The sequence below is a fragment of the Glutamicibacter sp. BW80 genome, assembly GCF_002332385.1.
GTDB lineage: Bacteria > Actinomycetota > Actinomycetes > Actinomycetales > Micrococcaceae > Glutamicibacter.
The window spans coordinates 132938-150356 of record NZ_NRGV01000050.1; the positions used below are offsets into that span (position 1 = coordinate 132938).

Here is a 17419-nt window from a genome sequence, read left to right on the forward strand (position 1 = left end):
AGGCAATAAGTTGCAGATGAGAACAAGCCAGCCATCGGTTCGAGATCCCCAGGCCACCAATGCCCCTGGCCGCCTTGGGGAGGCAACCACCTCTCGGCTAAGCGGCCACGATCTTACTCTGGGCTACGAACAGCGCACCATCTCCCAGGAGCTGAACGTCGCGATCCCCGACGGATCATTTTCCGTCATTATCGGTCCGAACGCCTGCGGCAAATCAACCTTGCTGCGCGCGCTGTCGCGTCTGCTCAAGCCCCTGGCCGGGCAGGTTATCTTGGACGGAAAACCGATCCATAGGCTTCCTGCCAAGGACGTTGCCAAGCGGTTGGGGCTGCTCCCCCAGTCCTCGATTGCCCCGGATGGAATCACCGTCGCAGATCTGGTGGCTCGCGGTCGCTACCCGCATCAGAAGCTACTCTCGCAATGGTCTGCAGCGGATGAGAGCGCGGTGCTCGAAGCCCTGCTAGCGACCAATACGGCCAGCCTTTCACGCAGGCTGGTCGATGAGCTCTCCGGAGGACAACGCCAACGCGTCTGGGTCGCGATGGTGCTTGCGCAGCAAACCCCGTTGCTGCTACTGGATGAACCCACCACCTACCTCGATATTTCGCACCAGATAGAAATCATGGAGCTCTGCCGCCAGCTCAACCGGAGCAAGGGGCACACGGTGGTCGCGGTGCTCCACGATCTGAATCATGCATGCCGTTATGCCAATCACCTGATTGCCATGAAGGACGGCGCCATCGTGGCCACCGGTGCGCCGTCCGAGATCGTCACCGAAGAGCTGATTCACGAGGTCTTCGGGCTGCGCTGCCGGATCATCGAGGACCCCGTATCCCGGACGCCGCTGGTCGTTCCCCTGGGTGACGTAGAGAGCTGGGCCTAGCGGCTCGTCAACACCACCAGAATATTTCCTTGGCCGGCCGGCTCCGGACGCGCCGCACCTAACCGAAAGATGAACCGAATATGACTGCACCTACCCGACGCACGCTGCTGACCATGCTCAGCGCCGCCTCAATCATCGCGCTCACCAGCTGTGGAGCGCAGAGCGCTGAAAATGCGAGCACCGGCGCTTCGCCAGAGACCCTGCACGGCTCGTGGTCGTTTACCGACTCGTTCTATGAGAAGACCACTACCCTGGACCAGGTGCCCGAATCGATCGTCGTGGATTCCTACTCCGCGGCCGCGCTGTGGGACTACGGCGTCCGCCCCACCGGTGTCTTCGGCTATGGACTAACCGAAGAAGGCGGACTTTCGGTAGGCAACGCGGATGTCAGCCAGATGACGATCATCGGCAAGGACGCGGAGTTCAATCTGGAGAAGCTGCTCTCCTTGGACCCCGAGGTGATTGTCGGCTACGGCAACGCCGAAGGCACCGGCTGGACCTGGTGGGATGAGAAGGTCCAGGGCGAAGCTACCGCCACCGCACCATACCTGCCGATTAAATCAGGCGGCCGTCCGGTTCAAAGCGTCATCGAGGACTATGCCGCCCTAGCCGAAGCGCTCGGCGGTGATACGAACTCCGAGTCGGCGGTACAAGGCAAAACGGCTTTCACCGAGCGGCTCGAGACGCTCAAGGGCATCGCCGCCGAAAAGCCCGGGCTGAAGATCATCGCGCTCAACGGTTACGATGAGCTCTACGTCGGTCAGAAAACCATTGGCCAGCTCGCCTTGCTCGAGGATCTGGGATTCGAAATAGCCGGCCCGACCGCTGATAGCGGATGGGCCTCGCTGAGCTGGGAAAAGGTCAGTGATTACCCGGCAGACGTGGTGCTCAGCTACTCGGGGACGGCAGCACAGGTCAAAGACCATCCGGTGTTCTCCGCACTGCCTGCGGTGCAGTCCGGCCAAGTGGTGGAGTGGGATGACAAGCGCCCCTACACCTATGCCAGCTATGTGCAGTGGTTCGATCAGCTCATCGACGTGCTCCAGGATGCCAAGACCGTCGGTTCCTAGCAACTGGTCGGCTCGAAGGTGTTGCCCAGCACTGGGCACGAGATCCGGTTTCCGCTCGTTTGCTGGCGAACGCGGGAACCGGATTCTTTGCCGTCCGGGCGGTACCGGCCACCGGGCTCACCGGCTGGTACCCGATAGGGGTGTTCATCCCGTGGCAGGAATCGGCTTAGGCTTGAGCCATGACTATTCGACTGGCTGCCTTGGACCCCGCGGGCTTCCCCGCATGGATGGAACGAAGCGCCAGCGAATATGCCGCCGATCTGGTTTCGTTGGGAAGCACCTCCGAAGCCGCCAGGTCGCAGGCGAAGCTCACGCTCCGCGCGGCTTTTCCCACGGGCCGCCCCAGTGCAGAGAATGCGGTATTCAATCTGATCGACGAGAACGGATCTGTGGTCGGCTATATCTGGGTCGGACCGGATCATTCGAAGGATCCGACCTCTTGGTGGGTGTGGGACATCGTCGTCGACTCCGCTGCCCGCGGCAGGGGACATGGCAAGGCAGCCATGCTGCTGGCCGAAGATTATGCCCGATCGCGTGGAGCGCGCACCCTGGGGCTGAGCGTATTCGGCTTCAATCGCTCGGCGCGAGGGCTCTATGAGTCGCTCGGATACGAAACCACAAGCATCAAGATGCGAAAAAGCCTCATGGACGGATAGGCACCCGGTGCCCGGTCATGCGCGCAGCCCGGGGGCCGAGCCCAAAGCGCCGTAATCGCATCGGCGGTCCAGATGGCCCGTCAGCCATAGATAGCAGAATCCCCTAGTTGCGCTTGCGGGTGAGTTTTCCGGTGCCGCTGACCGATGCGAGCGCTACCGCGAGCAGGGTCAGCACGGTGCCGGCTACCGTGGCAAAGCTAATCTGCGACCCGTCGGTGGGTACCAGCAAATCCATCAGGAGCGAGCCGAGCAGCTGGCCGCAGATCATGCACAAGCCGGTGAACAGCACCCCCAGATGCTTGACCATGAATGCGGAGACGCCGATAAAAACGCATCCAAGCAGCCCGCCGACGTAAAACCACCATTGGCTTGGCGGGGCCCCGAGCGGGGAAACAGCGGGCAGGCGCACCAGCAAGATCACCGCGAGCATCAAGCTGCCCACGACAAAGTTCATCAGTGTAGCGGTTATCGGGGTGCCATAGGCTTGGGCCTGCACCCCGTTGGAAGCCGATTGGAATCCCATGAGTATGCCCACCACGAGTGAGAAGATCATGGGCAGCAGCAGCGTGGTCAGCTCGATGTCCGTATTAATGCGTGGGCTGACGGCCCAGATTACTCCGATCACCGTGAGCGCCGCCCCGGCCAGGCGCAGCGCACTGATCTTTCGTGGCCCTGCCGGACCGAAGCCGATCCGGTCCACGATCATCGAGCCGACGGTCTGGCCGGTCACCAGGCTCACGGTAAATAGCGCCACGCCAACCAACGGAACCGCAGCCGACTGGCTGACCACCACAAATCCGCCTACCGCGCCGGCGGCCAGATACCACCACGGGAATTGACGCTCGCGGATGACGCGGGGCACCGAGCGCGCGGCCCGGCGGGCGCCGGGGACCACAAGGTGGATGATGGTCAATGCCACCAGCCCCACCAGAAAACTGACCAGCGCGGCGGCAACCGCGTCGCCCAGCTCAACACCCAAGGCACCGTTGACGCGGCTCTGAATCGGCATGAGCAGTCCGGTGGCCACGGCGATCAGCAGATACACCAGCTTCAGGCCGGGGCTCAAGGTGGTGCTAAGCGAATTGTTCACTCGTGGTTCTTTCTCAGATACTGGGCAAATGCATTGCGGGGAAAGCAAAGGCGGGACCCTGCCGGGTCCCGCCTGGGAACTACTTAGTTGGCGTAGTCGCTCGCCAGAATGTGCGTCGTTGAGATGATCGTTGCCTGCTCAACGGTGGCCAGCGCATCCACCAAGGAGGAAAGCACGAACATCGACGAGTCGACCTCCAGCTTCACCGGGTATTGGTAAACCAGCATGGCAACCAGGTCGCGAACCGACTCGGCCACCTGGTCATCGCTGAATGCCGGGTTGGAGCCCACCAGCACGTCGGTGGGTGATTCCTCGCGGGCCGGGATATAGCTGATCGCGAAGGCCAGGATCTTTCCGCCTTCGCTGCGTGGCTTGTCGCGCAGCACGATGGCGCCCTGGGCGCCGGTGCTTTCGTCGAGCAGCATCTTCTGCGCCGAGCCCACGGTCATCTTCGCCGGATCCCACTGGTGGGTGGCGTTGTAGAAGTCCATGACAAGCTTGGTCAATTCGACGCTGCCGGTAGCGATATCCTCGATGACCCGGTCATTGTTGTCAAAGTCTGGTTCGGCCAGCGCACCGGGTTCCAGGATGACGTCCCGGGATACCTGGATCTCCCCCAGCCCGAGGGCCGCACAGAAACCGCCGGCGGCCTGCGCCGGGTCACCGGCGGTCACGGTGTACCGCGACTTCAGCTCGGTGCTTTCCCCGGCCGGAATCAAAGTCCGCAGCTGCGCCACCAGCTCGGTGCCCACGCCTTGGCGGCGGTGGGTTGGGGCCACCTCCACGTAGAGCCACAAACGCTGCGGGTGCAGCGAGGAAGCAAAGATCACGCCGGCGCCGATAGCTACGGATTCGCTGGTTGCCACCAGGGTGCGCGAGAACGGCGCATCGCTGTCCTCGCGCAGCATGGTGCGGTCCTGGTACGCCTGCGGAGACAGCGGATCGCCGAAGATCTGCAGCAATTCGAGGTCATCGCCCGAACGCCAGGCGCGGAATGCTAGATCGCTCATGCGCTCTAGGCTCCGTTCAGACGCTCGGATAGGTAGGTCGTGACCTGGTCAAGGGCCACGCGTTCCTGCGCCATGGTGTCGCGTTCGCGGATGGTGACCGCGTGGTCATCGAGAGTATCGAAGTCCACGGTGATGCAGAACGGGGTGCCGATCTCATCCTGGCGGCGGTAGCGGCGGCCAATGGCGCCGGCGTCGTCAAAATCGATATTCCAGCGCTTGCGCAGCTCGGCGGCCAAGTCCTTGGCCTTCGGGGACAGCGATTCGTTGCGGCTCAACGGCAGCACGGCCGCCTTGACCGGCGCCAGGCGCGGGTCCAGCTTCAGCACGGTGCGCTTGTCCACGCCGCCCTTGGTATTCGGTGCTTCGTCCTCGGTGTAGGCATCCACCAGGAAAGCCATCATGGAACGGGTCAGGCCGAAGGAAGGCTCGATCACGAATGGCACGTAGCGTTCGCCGGAGGCCTGGTTGAAGTACGACAGATCGGAACCCGAAGCATCCTTGTGGCTGGTCAGGTCGTAGTCGGTGCGGTTGGCGACGCCCATGAGCTCGCCCCATTCCGAGCCCTGGAAGCCAAAGCGGTATTCGAAGTCGATGGTGCCAGCCGAATAGTGGGCGCGGTCGTCTTCCGGCACGTCGAACTGGCGCAGGTTTTCTGGGTTCAGGCCTAGATCCAGGAACCAGGCCCAGCAAGCATCCACCCAGTGCTTGAACCATTCATCGGCTTCTTCTGGTGCGGTGAAGAACTCGATTTCCATCTGTTCGAACTCGCGGGTGCGGAAGATGAAGTTGCCTGGGGTAATTTCGTTGCGGAAGGCCTTGCCAATCTGGCCGATGCCAAAGGGTGGCTTCTTGCGGCTGGCGTTGAGCACGTTGGCGAAGTTCACGAAGATGCCCTGGGCGGTTTCCGGGCGCATGTACGCCATGCCAGCCTCGGTATCCAGCGGACCCAAGAAGGTCTTCATTAGGCCGGAGAACTGCTGCGGCTCGGTGAACTGGCCTTTGGTTCCGCAATCTGGGCAGGCGATTTCGCTCATGCCGTCTTTTGGATCACGGCCCTTCTTCGCAACGAATGCCTCGATGAGGTGATCCTCGCGGTGGCGCTTGTGGCACTGGGTGCACTCGACCAGCGGATCGGTGAAGGTCTTCACGTGGCCGGAGGCTTCCCATACTGCCTTAGGCAGGATGATGGACGAGTCCAGTCCCACCATATCTTCGCGCCCACGCACAAAGGACTGCCACCATTCGCGCTTGATGTTTTCTTTCAGCTCGGTGCCTAGTGGCCCGTAATCCCATGCGGAACGGGAACCACCGTAAATTTCACCAGCCTGAAAAACGAATCCGCGACGTTTCGCGAGGGAAATAACCTGATCAAGCTTGGACTGTGGCGCCATCTTCAACTCCAAAAGAAAGTACGAGGCCGCTGGTTGCGGTCCGTAGGAAACACATACCGCTTAAGCCTATCGCGTCCATCTCGTGGGGCGCACCCTTCTCGGGTGACTCAGCACCGTCTGTACTGTGTTTGATCCGCCACAAAAGCCGGTGCGTGGCTGAAAAGCATTCACAGTCCCTCCTCGATGCGAGATGATGGAACCATGGCAAACTCCGAGGTATTCCCCATTCAGATCCGTGACGAATCGATTCGCCTAGGACAGCTACTGAAGCTGGCGTCCTTAGCCGAAGACGGAATTCACGCCAAACAGTTGATCGAAGACGGTCAGGTACTGGTTAACGGCAAGATCGAAACTCGCCGCGGTGCCCAGATGCGCAATGGAGACACGATCTCCGTACGCGGCGAATCGGTAGTTGTCGAAACCGCGTAGTTCAATTTATATTCTGCGCTTGTGGCGGTGTCTTGTTTTATTGGAGACACCGCCACAAGTTTTTGTAAGATTAAACTTCTTGCTCGGCCTCGGTTTTCAGGACCACGGCGCTGAGAAATTCATGTACGTGAGCCATCTCCTGCGCATTGACCGAGTGCAACATATTTGAGTAGAGCACCTTGGTGAGATGAACGTCGGTGGTTGCCCATCCATGGGTGTACTCAACTTTTTCCGCCGTAATCACCGGATCTTCTTGATCGCGTCCCCAGAAAAGTGGCTTGCGCAGCTGGCGAAGCTTTTCGTCGTTAAAGAAGCCTGTTCCTTCTTCGGGAACGGCAAAACCGGAGAGTCCCACGACGGTTTTGATGGCCTCCGGCTGATAACGCAGCAACGAAGTTGCCACGGCCATGCCCATAGAGAACCCAAGCAAGCTCACCGAGGAATGTTGCTTGCTAATTGGCTCTAGCCAACTCCACAAATCCGTGATTGCTGATTTCACTTCATTAAAGGAGTAATCCAGATCTTGCATCAGTGGGAACCAGGTGAAACCCGGCCCCAGTGCTTGAGGTGCACGCACGGAGACAATCGTGAATTCCTTAGGCAGCATAGGAGCCAACCCCATGAGGTCTTCTTCATTGGATAGGTAGCCGTGCAAGAGCACGAGCAACGGTGTACCCGCCCGTTCTTCCTCGGGACGAGACCAGATAACTGTAGGATTCCAAGTTTTTTCGTTCACCCAACAAGTCAACCAGAATCTTGCGCACTTTGATCCGCAATAGTGGTCACAAGTCTTTTGTTGCAATAGCGTAAACTTCAAAAATCATCTTACATTCTGTTCATAAACATGTTTGACTAGTGATAATTATTCAAATACGCAGCACCAGCGGTCATAGATCTTTGTGGTCGACAGGGGCCAACTCGCAGAATTACGGGACTCATGGACGAGATGGATATAACACAGCTGATCGATTCTAATGAATTGCAGGATTTCGGTTTCATCGACGAAGACCCACTGGGTGGTTCAACTTTCGTGGAAACGACCTTTAGCGCTATTCCGTTACTAACGGGAATATTTGCCGTGCTCTTTATCCTTTTCGTGGGCTTCATCATTTACATCGCAGTTCGAAATTACAAGGCAACCAGAAAAGCGGGATTTGATCCATTCACCCTACAGACAGACGTCGCCACCCGGTTGGCTCGCTCGCAGATGCTAGCTCCGAAGAAAACTACGGAACAGAAACTATCCGAGCTAGACGATCTGCTTACACGCGGAATCATTTCTCGCGAAGAATATACGCAAGCGCGAAGCCAAGCGCTGCGCGATTAATTGTTCTCATCCGTTGACATAAAGTTACCCAAGAGTAACAATGTAGGAGTGTCTGAAAACCCAATCTCCGGCCCGGCAGCCCCACCCCAAGAAGTACATCATCCATGGCGGCGTTACGTTGCGCTCGGAGATTCTTTTACAGAGGGAATAGGTGACCCCGATCCGCACAATCCGGGAAGACATCGTGGGTGGGCTGACCGCGTCGCCCAGCAATTAAGTACCACCGTTCCGGATTTCGCCTATGCAAACTTAGCCATCCGCGGACGGCTAATCAATCAAATAGTTGCAGAACAGCTTGAACCAGCAATCGCGCTTAAACCGGATTTGATCAGCATTTGCGCGGGCGGAAATGATGTCATCCGGCCCGGCGGCGACCCGGATAAAATCGCCGAAAAGCTAGATGGCGCCATCAATGAGTTAAGTGGCACTGGGGCCACCATTGTTTTACTGACCGGCCCGGACATTCGCGACACCCCGGTACTTGGTGGGATTCGTGGCAAGGTCGCAATTTACAACGAAAACGTCCGTGCCATCGCCCAACGTCATGACGCAGTCGTGGGAGATCTCTGGGCATTGAGCGAGCTGCGCCAAACACAAATGTGGGATCCGGATCGCTTGCACTTTTCCCCCGCGGGCCACCAAGTGATCTCCGCAATGGTGCTCGATGCACTGAACGTTCCCCACGAACGCGTCATGGACGCGCAATTAGAACACGCAACCCGAAGCTGGCGCGAAGCACGAATTGAAGACCTGCAATGGGCTCGCGAGTACTTTGGTCCGTGGATCCTGCGCAGGATTCGCCACCAGTCTTCCGGTGATGGAGTTAGCGCAAAAAGACCGCTTCCCACGCCCTTCGCCGTGCAGCCGCCGAATGCCTCGCTGGGTGCTGGAGATAGCGCTCCCGGACAAAAATAAAGACACAAAACAAATGGGACGTGGTTTGTTGCACCGATTACTGGTGCGAAAATCCACGTCCCAAATGTATATGACTGCTTAGTTTTTAGCCCTTAGTCATCAAAGACTAGGGCGGTCAGTACCGGTCCAAGTTGCTTGGCGTCCGTCAGGAAACCGTCATGTCCAATCGGTGAATCGATGTAATGCACCGGCTTAGGCTTCGGCAACGAGGCGGCGAGCAGTTCAGACTGCGCCGGGAAGTACAACCGGTCGCTGTTGACCGCGGCGACCACCACATTCACCTTCTCCAGTCGAGCCAGCGCAACCGTGAGCGATTCGTAACCGCGCGCCACGTCATGGCTCATCAAAGCCTCGGTGAGCACCAGGTAGCTATTCGCGTCAAAACGATGAACCAGCTTGGTCGCCTGGTGATCAAGATAGCTTTCCACCTGGTATCGGCCGCGTGGGCCGCGTGTTGTAACAAACGGCTGTTCGCCGGTCTGCGCATTACGCGCAAACCGCGCTTCAAGCTCAGCCTCCGAACGATAGGTAATATGCGCCAGGCGTCGAGCCAGGCCCAATCCGGCATCCGGGCGCACTCCGTTGGCATAGTAGTCGCCCTGCGCAAAGTTGGGATCGAGGCGAATGGCCTCGGTCTGCACCTGCGCAAAAGCGATCTGTTCTGCCGTGGCTTGCGCCGTGGAGGCCATCACCACCACGTTCTTTACGCGTTGCGGGAATTCAACCGCCCATTCAAGGGCTCGTGCCCCACCCATGGAACCGCCGATGACCGTATGCCAGGAGTGCACCCCGAGCAGGTCGGCCAACCGCGCTTCGAGGCGCACGGAATCCTTGATGGTAATAAAGGGGAAGCGTGAACCCCAGGCGTTGCCGTGCTCATCTGGCGAACTAGGTCCGGTGGACCCATTGCAACCACCGATGATGTTGATGGCCACGACAAAATACTTGTCGGTATCAACAGTTAGCCCGGGGCCGACAAAATCTTCCCACCAGCCCGGGGTCTGCGAATCTCCGCGCGATACGTGCGCATCACCGGTCAACGCGTGCTTCACCAGCACCGCGTTGGTCCCCTCCGCGTTAAGCTGGCCCCATGTTTCGTAGGCCAACTCGATCTGCGGTAGGTAGCCACCGGTTTCGAAGGTGTACTCCCCCACGAACGCACGACGCAAAATGCCGTCTTGCCCGTCGGTAAGTTCCTGCGATGGCAGAGTTTCTTCGGTAGTCACTATGGATGCCATGCCTAAAGGGTTTCCTGCAATTCCTGGTGAGAGAGCTGCTTAGTGGCAGCAAAACCAAGTTGCAGATCAGCGAGAATATCCTTGATGTTTTCAAGTCCCACACTCAACCGAACGAGGCCCGGACGCACACCGGCGGCCAGACGTTCGTCTTCGGTCAATTGCGCGTGGGTGGTCGACGCCGGGTGGATGACGAGCGAACGAACGTCACCGAGGTTGGCCACATGTGAATGCAGCTCCAGCGCATCCACAAAAGCCTTGCCAGCTTCGAGTCCACCAGCAATATCGAAGGCAATAATCGCGCCGACACCGTTTGCCGAGTACTTCTGTCCGCGTTCAAACCACGGCGAGGAAGGCAGGCCAGCGTAAGCGACCTTTTCAACCTGCTCCTGGCTTTCAAGCCAGACGGCTACTTCCTTCGCGTTTTGCACGTGACGCTCGATACGCAGAGACAAAGTCTCCAGACCTTGAGCAATAAGGAAAGCATTAAACGGTGCGACAGCCGCGCCCAGATCGCGGAGCAACTGCACGCGAGCCTTCAGAATGTAGGCAAGATTGGCACCAAGGATGCCATCAACGCCCAGATCGCGGGCGAACACCAAACCGTTGTAGGACTCATCGGGGGTGTTGAAGTCCGGGAAACGTTCCGGATCCTTCGCAAAATCAAATTTGCCCGAGTCCACGATTACGCCGGCAATGGCGGTGCCGTGACCACCGAGGTACTTGGTGGCCGAGTGGATGACGATATCCGCGCCCCACTCGATGGGGCGGATCAGATATGGGGTTGCCAAGGTGTTATCAACCAGCAGTGGAACCCCGACCTCATGGGCAATCTGTGAGACTCCCTCGATGTCCAAAATGTCTTGGCGCGGGTTGGAGACGACTTCACCGAAGAAGGCCTTGGTATTTGGCTTCACCGCTGCACGCCACTGATCCAAGTTGTCTGGATCCGCCACGAAGGTGACCTCGATACCGAGCTTGCGCAGCGTGTGCTTGAGCAGGTTCTGCGTTCCACCGTAGAGGCTCGGGCTGGCCACCAAGTGGTCTCCAGACTGAGCCAAGTTGAGAATTGCGAGGGTGGTTGCTGCCTGCCCCGAGGCGACCAGCAGTGCGCCGACGCCGCCTTCAAGATCCGCGATACGGTTTTCGACCGCTTCCTGCGTTGGATTACCGATACGGGTGTAAATCGGCTCCAGCTCCTGCAGTGCGAAGCGAGCCGCGGCGCTCTCGGCGTTCGGGAAAACAAAAGACGTGGTTTGGAAAATCGGCAGGGCACGCGCACCGGTGACCGGATCTGGTTGCTGCCCGGAATGGATCTGACGTGTTTCAAAAGACCAGTTGTTACTCATGGTTTCCTCCATATTGTTTGTCGACTATGGGGGTACACCACTCAAAAACACACCGACGGCAAATTCCTCGTCGAGGAGCTTTCGAAGGGGGTAACCCGCGCTTGTCCTCAACGCTTGGTGCGTCGAGGGCCAGGTCTTCACCCGGGGCACCCCACCGCGGCGGAGGGTTGCCGCCCAGTAAGCCGGGGCTTGTTACTGGGACTCATGACCTGACTCAAGTCTGCCCGATAGCCGAAGAATTTGGCAATATGAGATAGCTTAACGTGACTCAATCGGTCATATAGATCTTTAATGAAGAAATTTATGCAGACTGTTCGATCCCACCATTACCACTTAGGGTCGCCTAAGTCGAGACTGAGATCACATAGTGACATGATGGGGCACATGATGAGGCTAGATCACGTTAGTTACGCATGTGGCCCCGATGGGCTCATGCCAACCGCCGAAAGAATCTCCAAGGCTTTGGGCCTGGAATTCGTCAAGGGGGGCGTACATCCGCGTTTTGGAACGCGGAATGTAATTTTCCCGCTCAAGCACAACCAGTACCTAGAAGTTGTTGAAGTTCTAAACCACCCTTCCAGCGACAAAGCACCGTTTGGGCAGGCAGTACGAGCCCGCTCCGAGCTTGGCGGCGGCTGGATGGGATGGTGCGTTTCCGTTGAAGACCTCTCCAGCGCCGAAGAGCGGCTGGGACGTAAATCTGTTCCGGGAAACCGCAAGTTCCCAGACGGCCGCGAACTCACCTGGCAGCAAGTTGGAATCAAGGGGCTCATCGCTGATCCGCAGGTTCCGTATTTGCTTCGCTGGGACGCAGGAACGGAGGATCTGCACCCTTCGAAGGCTCTAGAGCCTGTAGGTGCGATTCAAAGCATCACTATCGCTGGTTCCCGCGACCGCGTCCTAGACTGGCTAGGCCAGCCAGAGAACGTCAATCTTGGCGCGGTGAGCATGGAATACGAAGCACCCAACGGCACTCCGGGCATCTTGTCGGTCACCTTTGAAACCGACAATGGTTTGGTCACGCTATAACAAAGAACGTCGAAATAAAGGGTAGGTGCGGACGGCAACGTCCTCGCCTACCCTTTGTCGTTCCAACTATCCAAGCCTTTTGCCTAGGACCACCACTTCTTGAGCTTCGTAGCCTAGCCGCTCGTAAAATCCGATCACATCAGTGTTCTCGGTACGCACCATGAGCTGTACTTTGGGCACCCCTTGTTCAGCAAGCCAACGCGACGCTGCCCCCATAATCTCCTGTCCAAACCCCTGGCCCTGCATGCCGGGTTGGACCGCCACGTAATATAGCCAGCCTCGGTGTCCGTCGAACCCAACCATGGCTGTAGCTACCAGTCTTTGCTCATGAGGTCCCGCAAGAATCGTAGAGCTCTGATTCTCCAGTGTTTTACGTGCATCTGCCTCCGGATCATTCCATGGCCGCGTAAGCTCGACGCTCCGCCACAGGGCTGTTGCTTCGCCTATTTCGGTCAGTTTGAGTTCACTGATTTGCATAAGTAAAACGTACCGTTGAAAACGTCGTTTATTGCCATTGCGCAATGCTTGCCGTTGTGGGGTTAGCCTCCGATACCGATAGCGGGGCCGAAGAGCATGAACCCGACAAATCCCACTGCGTCCAACAAGAAGTGCGCGATCACCAACGGCATCACTCGCCCATATTTCTGGTAAATCCAACCGAAAATCACACCCATGGCTATGTTTCCCAGCATCGGGCCGACGCCTTGGTAGAGGTGGTAGCTACCGCGGATCAGCGCAGATCCGAGAATCAGCGTCCACGGTCCCAGGTTCAGCTTCTTACCGTAGGTAAACAGGAAACCGAGCATGATCACTTCTTCAAGCACCGCGTGGCGTACGGCAGAAAGCAGCAGCACCGGCACGCTCCACCAATAGTCACCAAGATTAGCCGTGGACAACGCGGTGGTTACTCCCAAGGCACGGCCTGCGGCATATACGCCCAGGGTTCCAAGGCCCATGGCAAGAAACAATCCGGCCCCAAGTAACAGATCTTTACCCGGACGGCGGAAGTCGAACCCTACATCCTTCACGCTTCGGTCCAGGGTGCGGTGCATCAAATACAGTGCGAGAAGAACCGGGATCAGTGCGAAGAAAATATCCAGCAACTGATAGGACAGGTCGAAGTATTCGCGCGTGTTTAACGGATTATTCATCGACGTGGTCTGGTCGCGCAACGGCGCACGGCTCACCTTGTCGGCGAAACTAATCAGTGAATACACCGCGCTCTGCCCCAAAGACAGGGCTAGAACCAAGATGATCTCAAACCTGAGAGTTTTGCGGGTTGCTGTCTGCTCAATTTGTTCAGCGTTCACATTTTCGATCATAGGCTGATCTGACTGTGCGCGTGCTGAGGAGCCTCATGACTAACCTGCGACAACCTGAAGTTGAGACCACCAGCAAGCTGAACAAAAAGAGTGCGAGTGAGTCGTCCTGTGGCATCGGAGGAAAAGGCGGGAAAGGCAATTTGTCGCGTTCAGTCACCGCCTCAGCTAGCTTGTCTGCAGGTGGAGGTGTGGGCATCAAAGCATTCAACGCAAATACGAACTTCACGGTCCAAAGCTCGCTAACTACAATTTTGTCTTCCGCGTCGTCTAAAATGAACTCACGTCAAATGTATGTTGCTCGCCCACAAAGCACTTTCTACATCTTCAAATGGCGGCAGTACACTGCGGGATTCAAAACTTCGAGCGGATCAGGGACTGCAATTTCTCCTACGGGAATCCAGTTCCGAGTAGTTGCTGCCTAACAAGGAATTAATCTTGAGATCAAAAAGCACTCTAATTTTCGCAACAATCGTTGCACTTGCCCTCTCATTCACAGGTTGCTCCGTTGGCAAATCAGAAATCTCCACACCATCAACAGGACCGTCGCTAGTGCCGATGCAAAAAAATGAAATTGCGGCGACCAAAACGACCATCGAAGAAAAGATCCAAACTGTCTCAGTTGGAATTCCACTGAATGGTGGCCAATATTCGGCGGTACTTCGATGCAAAGGCGAAGACACCTCGTCCACCGTGGTATGGCAGGATGACAAGCACCAGGATCAGGGAAAGATCAAAGTCATTTGCACTCCTGAAGGTGGGACTGTTCAGGAACAGATTGATGTCAACGGCTTTTCAAGCTCGCTAAGCTTCATCGTTAATGAATTGCAGGGGCGAGATTTATCGGTTTCGATCGCCCCTACTCACTTCCTAAAAGCTAGTAAGACTGCTTAACCAATCAGCCAAACCCGCAACTCGCCGAATAAGCGAGATCTCATTCGATGTTTTACGTCCGATTCTGATCATAAACGTCTGCCGAAGTATGCGTGGAGCAAACGGTAGTCATTGACCCCATTTATTGTTTAGACGCAAAATGCCCACCCGAGCACGGGTGGGCATTTTCTGCGCATCATTATCGATGCGAACAAGCGACTAGCTCAGAGCTGCAATTGCAGCATCGTAATCTGGCTCGGTGGTGATTTCCGGAACGATCTGGGTGTAAACGACCTTGCCGGTCTCGTCCAAGACGACGACGGAACGTTCCAAGAGGCCCGCTAGTGGCCCATCTACCTGGGTCACGCCGTAGTCCGAGCCAAAGTCCGAGCGGAACACGGAAGCAGCGGTCACATTTTCGATGTTCTCTGCACCGCAGAAGCGGCCCAAGGCGAATGGCAGGTCAGCGGAAACGCACACTACGGTGGTGTTTTCCAGGCCGGCAGCCAGTTCGTTGAAACGGCGAACGCTGGCAGCGCAGACACCGGTATCAACTGATGGGAAGATGTTCAGGACTACGCGGCGGCCAGCCAGCGACTCGCTGGTGACATCTGCAAGGCCGGTGTCGGTGAGGGTGAATGCTGGAGCCTGCGAGCCTACGGCTGGCAGTTCACCAATGGTCTGTACGGGAGTTCCCTTAAAAGCAGTATTAGCCATAGGTCTTGTTTATCATGGATGCCTAATCCGGAGCCATATTTTCAGCCAACAAGCGCAAACAAGTCGCTCACGCCTTGTGCTCATGCAAGACTGTGGAGATGGGCACGAACTACGATGCATATGCGGCCAAGATGCGAGCGCTGACTCTGGACGGTACTGATTTGGAAGTAGTCGCCCGATTCACTGACATGCTATGCCACCGTGAATCACAGGTTCTGGACATCGGCTGCGGCGTGGGCAATACGGTCAATGCGCTGCGCCGCATGGGACACCATGCCTACGGCATAGACCCCACACCCCAAGTCCTGGAGGTAGCTGCAGAGCTATTCGACGGGACCTGGTTCAGGCAGCTGTCAGCGAATCAGCTGGAGAGCGCCTCTTTGCGCAGCCATGGCCTGCCCGAACAGTACGACGCCATTTTGCTGGCCGGCAATGTTCCGGCATTCATCCCACGCGAACAGCTACGTGGAATTTTCAGTTTGGCCGATCAGGTGCGCAGTTCTTCGGGCGTGCTCATTATCGGCACCACCAGCCATACCAAAGGCGGGTCAGCAGACCAGGACGAGCTTCGCCAAGGTACTTCGCTGCAACTGATGCAACGATTCTCCGACTGGCATTTATCTCCCTACCAGTCAGATTCCCCGTGGTCGGTCAGCGTCTACGCGCACATCAAGCAGCGTTCCGGGTTCCCGAGCCCAGACGGAATATTCGTATTGCCGTCCTAGTCTCATGGACAGTGAGAGTCGAAATGGCGGCTACCATTTCATCGGCTTCCTCACTCGCCGGCGGGAATCCCCGAGCATAGTGTCCGGTGCAGCACGGTTCTCGGTGGCCTGCGGCAAACCGCTAGATTGCTTTGCCGGCCCGATATACGCTGTGGGTCAGGTTCATTCCGGGACGGTATGCCAGATGCGCAGCAACCGGAGCGTCAAGCACATGCAGATCAGCACGTTTGCCTACCTCGATGGAACCGGTTTGGCCGGCAACTCCGAGGGCCAAGGCGCCGCCGTAGGTTGCCGCTTCGATTGCCTCAGCCAGCGACAGGTTCATTTGGAGCACTGCGGTAGCCACGCAGAAGTTCATATTGCTCGTGTAGCTGGTACCCGGATTGCAGTTGCTGGCCAAAGCGATTCGCACACCTGCATCAAGCAGTTCGCGGCCCGGTGCAAGCGGCTGTCGCGTAGACAGGTCGCAGGCGGGCAAGCAGGTTGCTACCGTGCCCGGAGTTCCTGTCCGTGTGGCTGAGTCCCAGCCGGCCCAGCTTCCGGCGAGCGCCTGGATGTCCTCTTCCTCCAGATAATTCACGTGGTCTACAGAGTGGCTGCCGAACTCCACTGCCAGCTGCACTCCTGGGCCAGGACCCAGCTGGTTTCCGTGGACCTTGGTCGCCAGTCCCTTTGCCCTTGCCGCTTCCAGGACCCGGCGAGATTGTTCTTCAGTGAAAGCTCCGCGTTCGCAGAAGACATCGACGAAGTCAACGTTATCTGCCACGGCATCCAGCATCGGGCCAGTTACCAACTCCGTGTACTCATCGGCATCCCATCCTGCAGGTACCAAGTGCGCACCGAGGAAGGTCAAGGAATCAACCAGCGGTTTGCCCAGCACCGAATGCCGGGTCTCTTCATCCACTGCCAGGCCGTAACCGGTCTTGGTTTCCATCCATGTGGTGCCCATTGCCAGAGCTTCCGCCCGGCGTGCAGCCACAGCTTCGCTCAGCTCGTTATCGGAAAGCTGGCTGGTAGCTGAAGTGGTGACCGCGATGCCGCCGGCGGCATACGACTGCCCGGCCATGCGTGCCACGAATTCTTCGGCCCGGTCGCCCCCGAAAATTAGGTGGCTGTGGGAGTCAACCCAGCCGGGCAAAACCGCACGCCCGCCGAGATCAATCGATTCATCGGCTTGCGGTGCCTGGCCCATGTCACCGACCCATGCGATCAGGCTGTCTTGGATCAGCACCGCGGCGTGTTCCAGCACCCGGGCGTTTTGGTCAACCGTAGTCAGCTGTCCAATGTTGGTAAGCAACAGGGTTGCCATGAGAATTCCGCCTTCGTGGTGTTGCTGGTCCTTTAGGCATGAGCCTACCTAGGATTCATGGCTTGGGAACAGAGAACCAGAGGGTGTCCGTC

General features: G+C 57.6%; 20 protein-coding genes and 1 riboswitch. Of the genes, 10 read left to right on the forward strand and 10 right to left on the reverse strand.

Annotated elements, in window-relative coordinates:
• Positions 1-16: 16 nt before the first annotated feature.
• From CIK76_RS13905 to CIK76_RS13915, 3 genes are all read left to right on the forward strand, one after another.
• Positions 17-883 (forward strand): ABC transporter ATP-binding protein, encoded by an 867-nt coding sequence (locus CIK76_RS13905; protein ID WP_096287463.1) that lies wholly within the window; start codon positions 17-19, stop codon positions 881-883.
• Between the two features lie 80 nt (positions 884-963).
• Positions 964-1953 carry an ABC transporter substrate-binding protein gene (locus CIK76_RS13910; RefSeq protein WP_096287465.1) on the forward strand — a complete coding sequence of 330 codons (990 nt, stop codon included), beginning with the start codon at positions 964-966 and terminating at the stop codon, positions 1951-1953.
• Positions 1954-2132: 179 nt separating this feature from the next.
• Positions 2133-2609 carry a GNAT family N-acetyltransferase gene (locus CIK76_RS13915; RefSeq protein ID WP_096287467.1) on the forward strand — a complete coding sequence of 159 codons (477 nt, stop codon included), beginning with the start codon at positions 2133-2135 and terminating at the stop codon, positions 2607-2609.
• A gap of 103 nt (positions 2610-2712) precedes the next feature.
• On the opposite strand, the gene CIK76_RS13920 is transcribed toward CIK76_RS13915, so the two are convergent.
• From CIK76_RS13920 to CIK76_RS13930, 3 genes are all read right to left on the reverse strand, one after another.
• Positions 2713-3699 (reverse strand): DMT family transporter, encoded by a 987-nt coding sequence (locus CIK76_RS13920; protein ID WP_096287469.1) that lies wholly within the window; start codon positions 3697-3699, stop codon positions 2713-2715.
• A gap of 83 nt (positions 3700-3782) precedes the next feature.
• On the reverse strand, positions 3783-4709 hold the full coding sequence (locus tag CIK76_RS13925; protein ID WP_096287471.1) for a GNAT family N-acetyltransferase: 927 nt from the start codon (positions 4707-4709) through the stop codon (positions 3783-3785).
• A gap of 5 nt (positions 4710-4714) precedes the next feature.
• A complete protein-coding gene (locus CIK76_RS13930) occupies positions 4715-6100 on the reverse strand; it encodes a glycine--tRNA ligase (protein WP_096287473.1) in 1386 nt (461 codons plus the stop codon).
• A gap of 201 nt (positions 6101-6301) precedes the next feature.
• Between CIK76_RS13930 and CIK76_RS13935 the strand changes: the two genes are divergently transcribed.
• Positions 6302-6529, forward strand: a complete 228-nt coding sequence (locus CIK76_RS13935) for an RNA-binding S4 domain-containing protein (RefSeq protein WP_105678708.1) — start codon at positions 6302-6304, stop codon at positions 6527-6529.
• A 70-nt stretch (positions 6530-6599) separates the two neighbouring features.
• On the opposite strand, the gene CIK76_RS13940 is transcribed toward CIK76_RS13935, so the two are convergent.
• On the reverse strand, positions 6600-7265 hold the full coding sequence (locus tag CIK76_RS13940; RefSeq protein WP_096256717.1) for a dienelactone hydrolase family protein: 666 nt from the start codon (positions 7263-7265) through the stop codon (positions 6600-6602).
• A 201-nt stretch (positions 7266-7466) separates the two neighbouring features.
• On the opposite strand from CIK76_RS13940, the gene CIK76_RS13945 reads away from it, so the two are divergent.
• Both CIK76_RS13945 and CIK76_RS13950 read left to right on the forward strand, forming a co-directional pair.
• Positions 7467-7856 (forward strand): SHOCT domain-containing protein, encoded by a 390-nt coding sequence (locus CIK76_RS13945; RefSeq protein WP_096256716.1) that lies wholly within the window; start codon positions 7467-7469, stop codon positions 7854-7856.
• Positions 7857-7904: 48 nt separating this feature from the next.
• A complete protein-coding gene (locus CIK76_RS13950; protein WP_096256715.1) occupies positions 7905-8771 on the forward strand; it encodes an SGNH/GDSL hydrolase family protein in 867 nt (288 codons plus the stop codon).
• Between the two features lie 92 nt (positions 8772-8863).
• On the opposite strand, the gene CIK76_RS13955 is transcribed toward CIK76_RS13950, so the two are convergent.
• Positions 8864-10009, reverse strand: coding sequence for a homoserine O-acetyltransferase (locus tag CIK76_RS13955; RefSeq protein ID WP_096256714.1), 1146 nt, complete (start codon positions 10007-10009; stop codon positions 8864-8866).
• A 2-nt stretch (positions 10010-10011) separates the two neighbouring features.
• Positions 10012-11367, reverse strand: a complete 1356-nt coding sequence (locus tag CIK76_RS13960) for a bifunctional o-acetylhomoserine/o-acetylserine sulfhydrylase (protein WP_255248480.1) — start codon at positions 11365-11367, stop codon at positions 10012-10014.
• 80 nt (positions 11368-11447) lie between these two features.
• Positions 11448-11565: riboswitch (SAM riboswitch) on the reverse strand.
• A gap of 174 nt (positions 11566-11739) precedes the next feature.
• On the opposite strand from CIK76_RS13960, the gene CIK76_RS13965 reads away from it, so the two are divergent.
• A complete protein-coding gene (locus CIK76_RS13965; protein ID WP_170947882.1) occupies positions 11740-12384 on the forward strand; it encodes a VOC family protein in 645 nt (214 codons plus the stop codon).
• A 66-nt stretch (positions 12385-12450) separates the two neighbouring features.
• Here the strand turns inward: CIK76_RS13965 and CIK76_RS13970 are convergent, their stop codons facing one another.
• Together CIK76_RS13970 and CIK76_RS13975 are read right to left on the reverse strand one after the other, a co-directional pair.
• A complete protein-coding gene (locus tag CIK76_RS13970) occupies positions 12451-12861 on the reverse strand; it encodes a GNAT family acetyltransferase (RefSeq protein WP_096287475.1) in 411 nt (136 codons plus the stop codon).
• 62 nt (positions 12862-12923) lie between these two features.
• Entirely contained in the window at positions 12924-13706 is a 783-nt protein-coding gene (locus tag CIK76_RS13975) for a type II CAAX endopeptidase family protein (RefSeq protein WP_096287477.1), read from the reverse strand.
• Positions 13707-13741: 35 nt separating this feature from the next.
• Here CIK76_RS13975 and CIK76_RS19115 point away from each other — a divergent pair, with 35 nt between their 5' ends.
• On the forward strand, positions 13742-14128 hold the full coding sequence (locus CIK76_RS19115; RefSeq protein ID WP_096256710.1) for a hypothetical protein: 387 nt from the start codon (positions 13742-13744) through the stop codon (positions 14126-14128).
• Positions 14129-14141: 13 nt separating this feature from the next.
• The gene (locus CIK76_RS13980; protein WP_141393564.1) at positions 14142-14597 is read left to right on the forward strand and encodes a hypothetical protein; all 456 of its coding nucleotides are present in this window, start codon (positions 14142-14144) and stop codon (positions 14595-14597) included.
• 198 nt (positions 14598-14795) lie between these two features.
• Here CIK76_RS13980 and tpx read toward each other — a convergent pair whose 3' ends face one another.
• Positions 14796-15293 carry a thiol peroxidase gene (tpx, locus tag CIK76_RS13985; protein ID WP_096287481.1) on the reverse strand — a complete coding sequence of 166 codons (498 nt, stop codon included), beginning with the start codon at positions 15291-15293 and terminating at the stop codon, positions 14796-14798.
• Positions 15294-15391: 98 nt separating this feature from the next.
• Between tpx and CIK76_RS13990 the strand changes: the two genes are divergently transcribed.
• Entirely contained in the window at positions 15392-16018 is a 627-nt protein-coding gene (locus tag CIK76_RS13990) for a class I SAM-dependent methyltransferase (RefSeq protein WP_096287483.1), read from the forward strand.
• Positions 16019-16139: 121 nt separating this feature from the next.
• On the opposite strand, the gene hutI is transcribed toward CIK76_RS13990, so the two are convergent.
• A complete protein-coding gene (hutI, locus tag CIK76_RS13995) occupies positions 16140-17327 on the reverse strand; it encodes an imidazolonepropionase (RefSeq protein WP_013348272.1) in 1188 nt (395 codons plus the stop codon).
• Between the last annotated feature and the right edge of the window lie 92 nt (positions 17328-17419).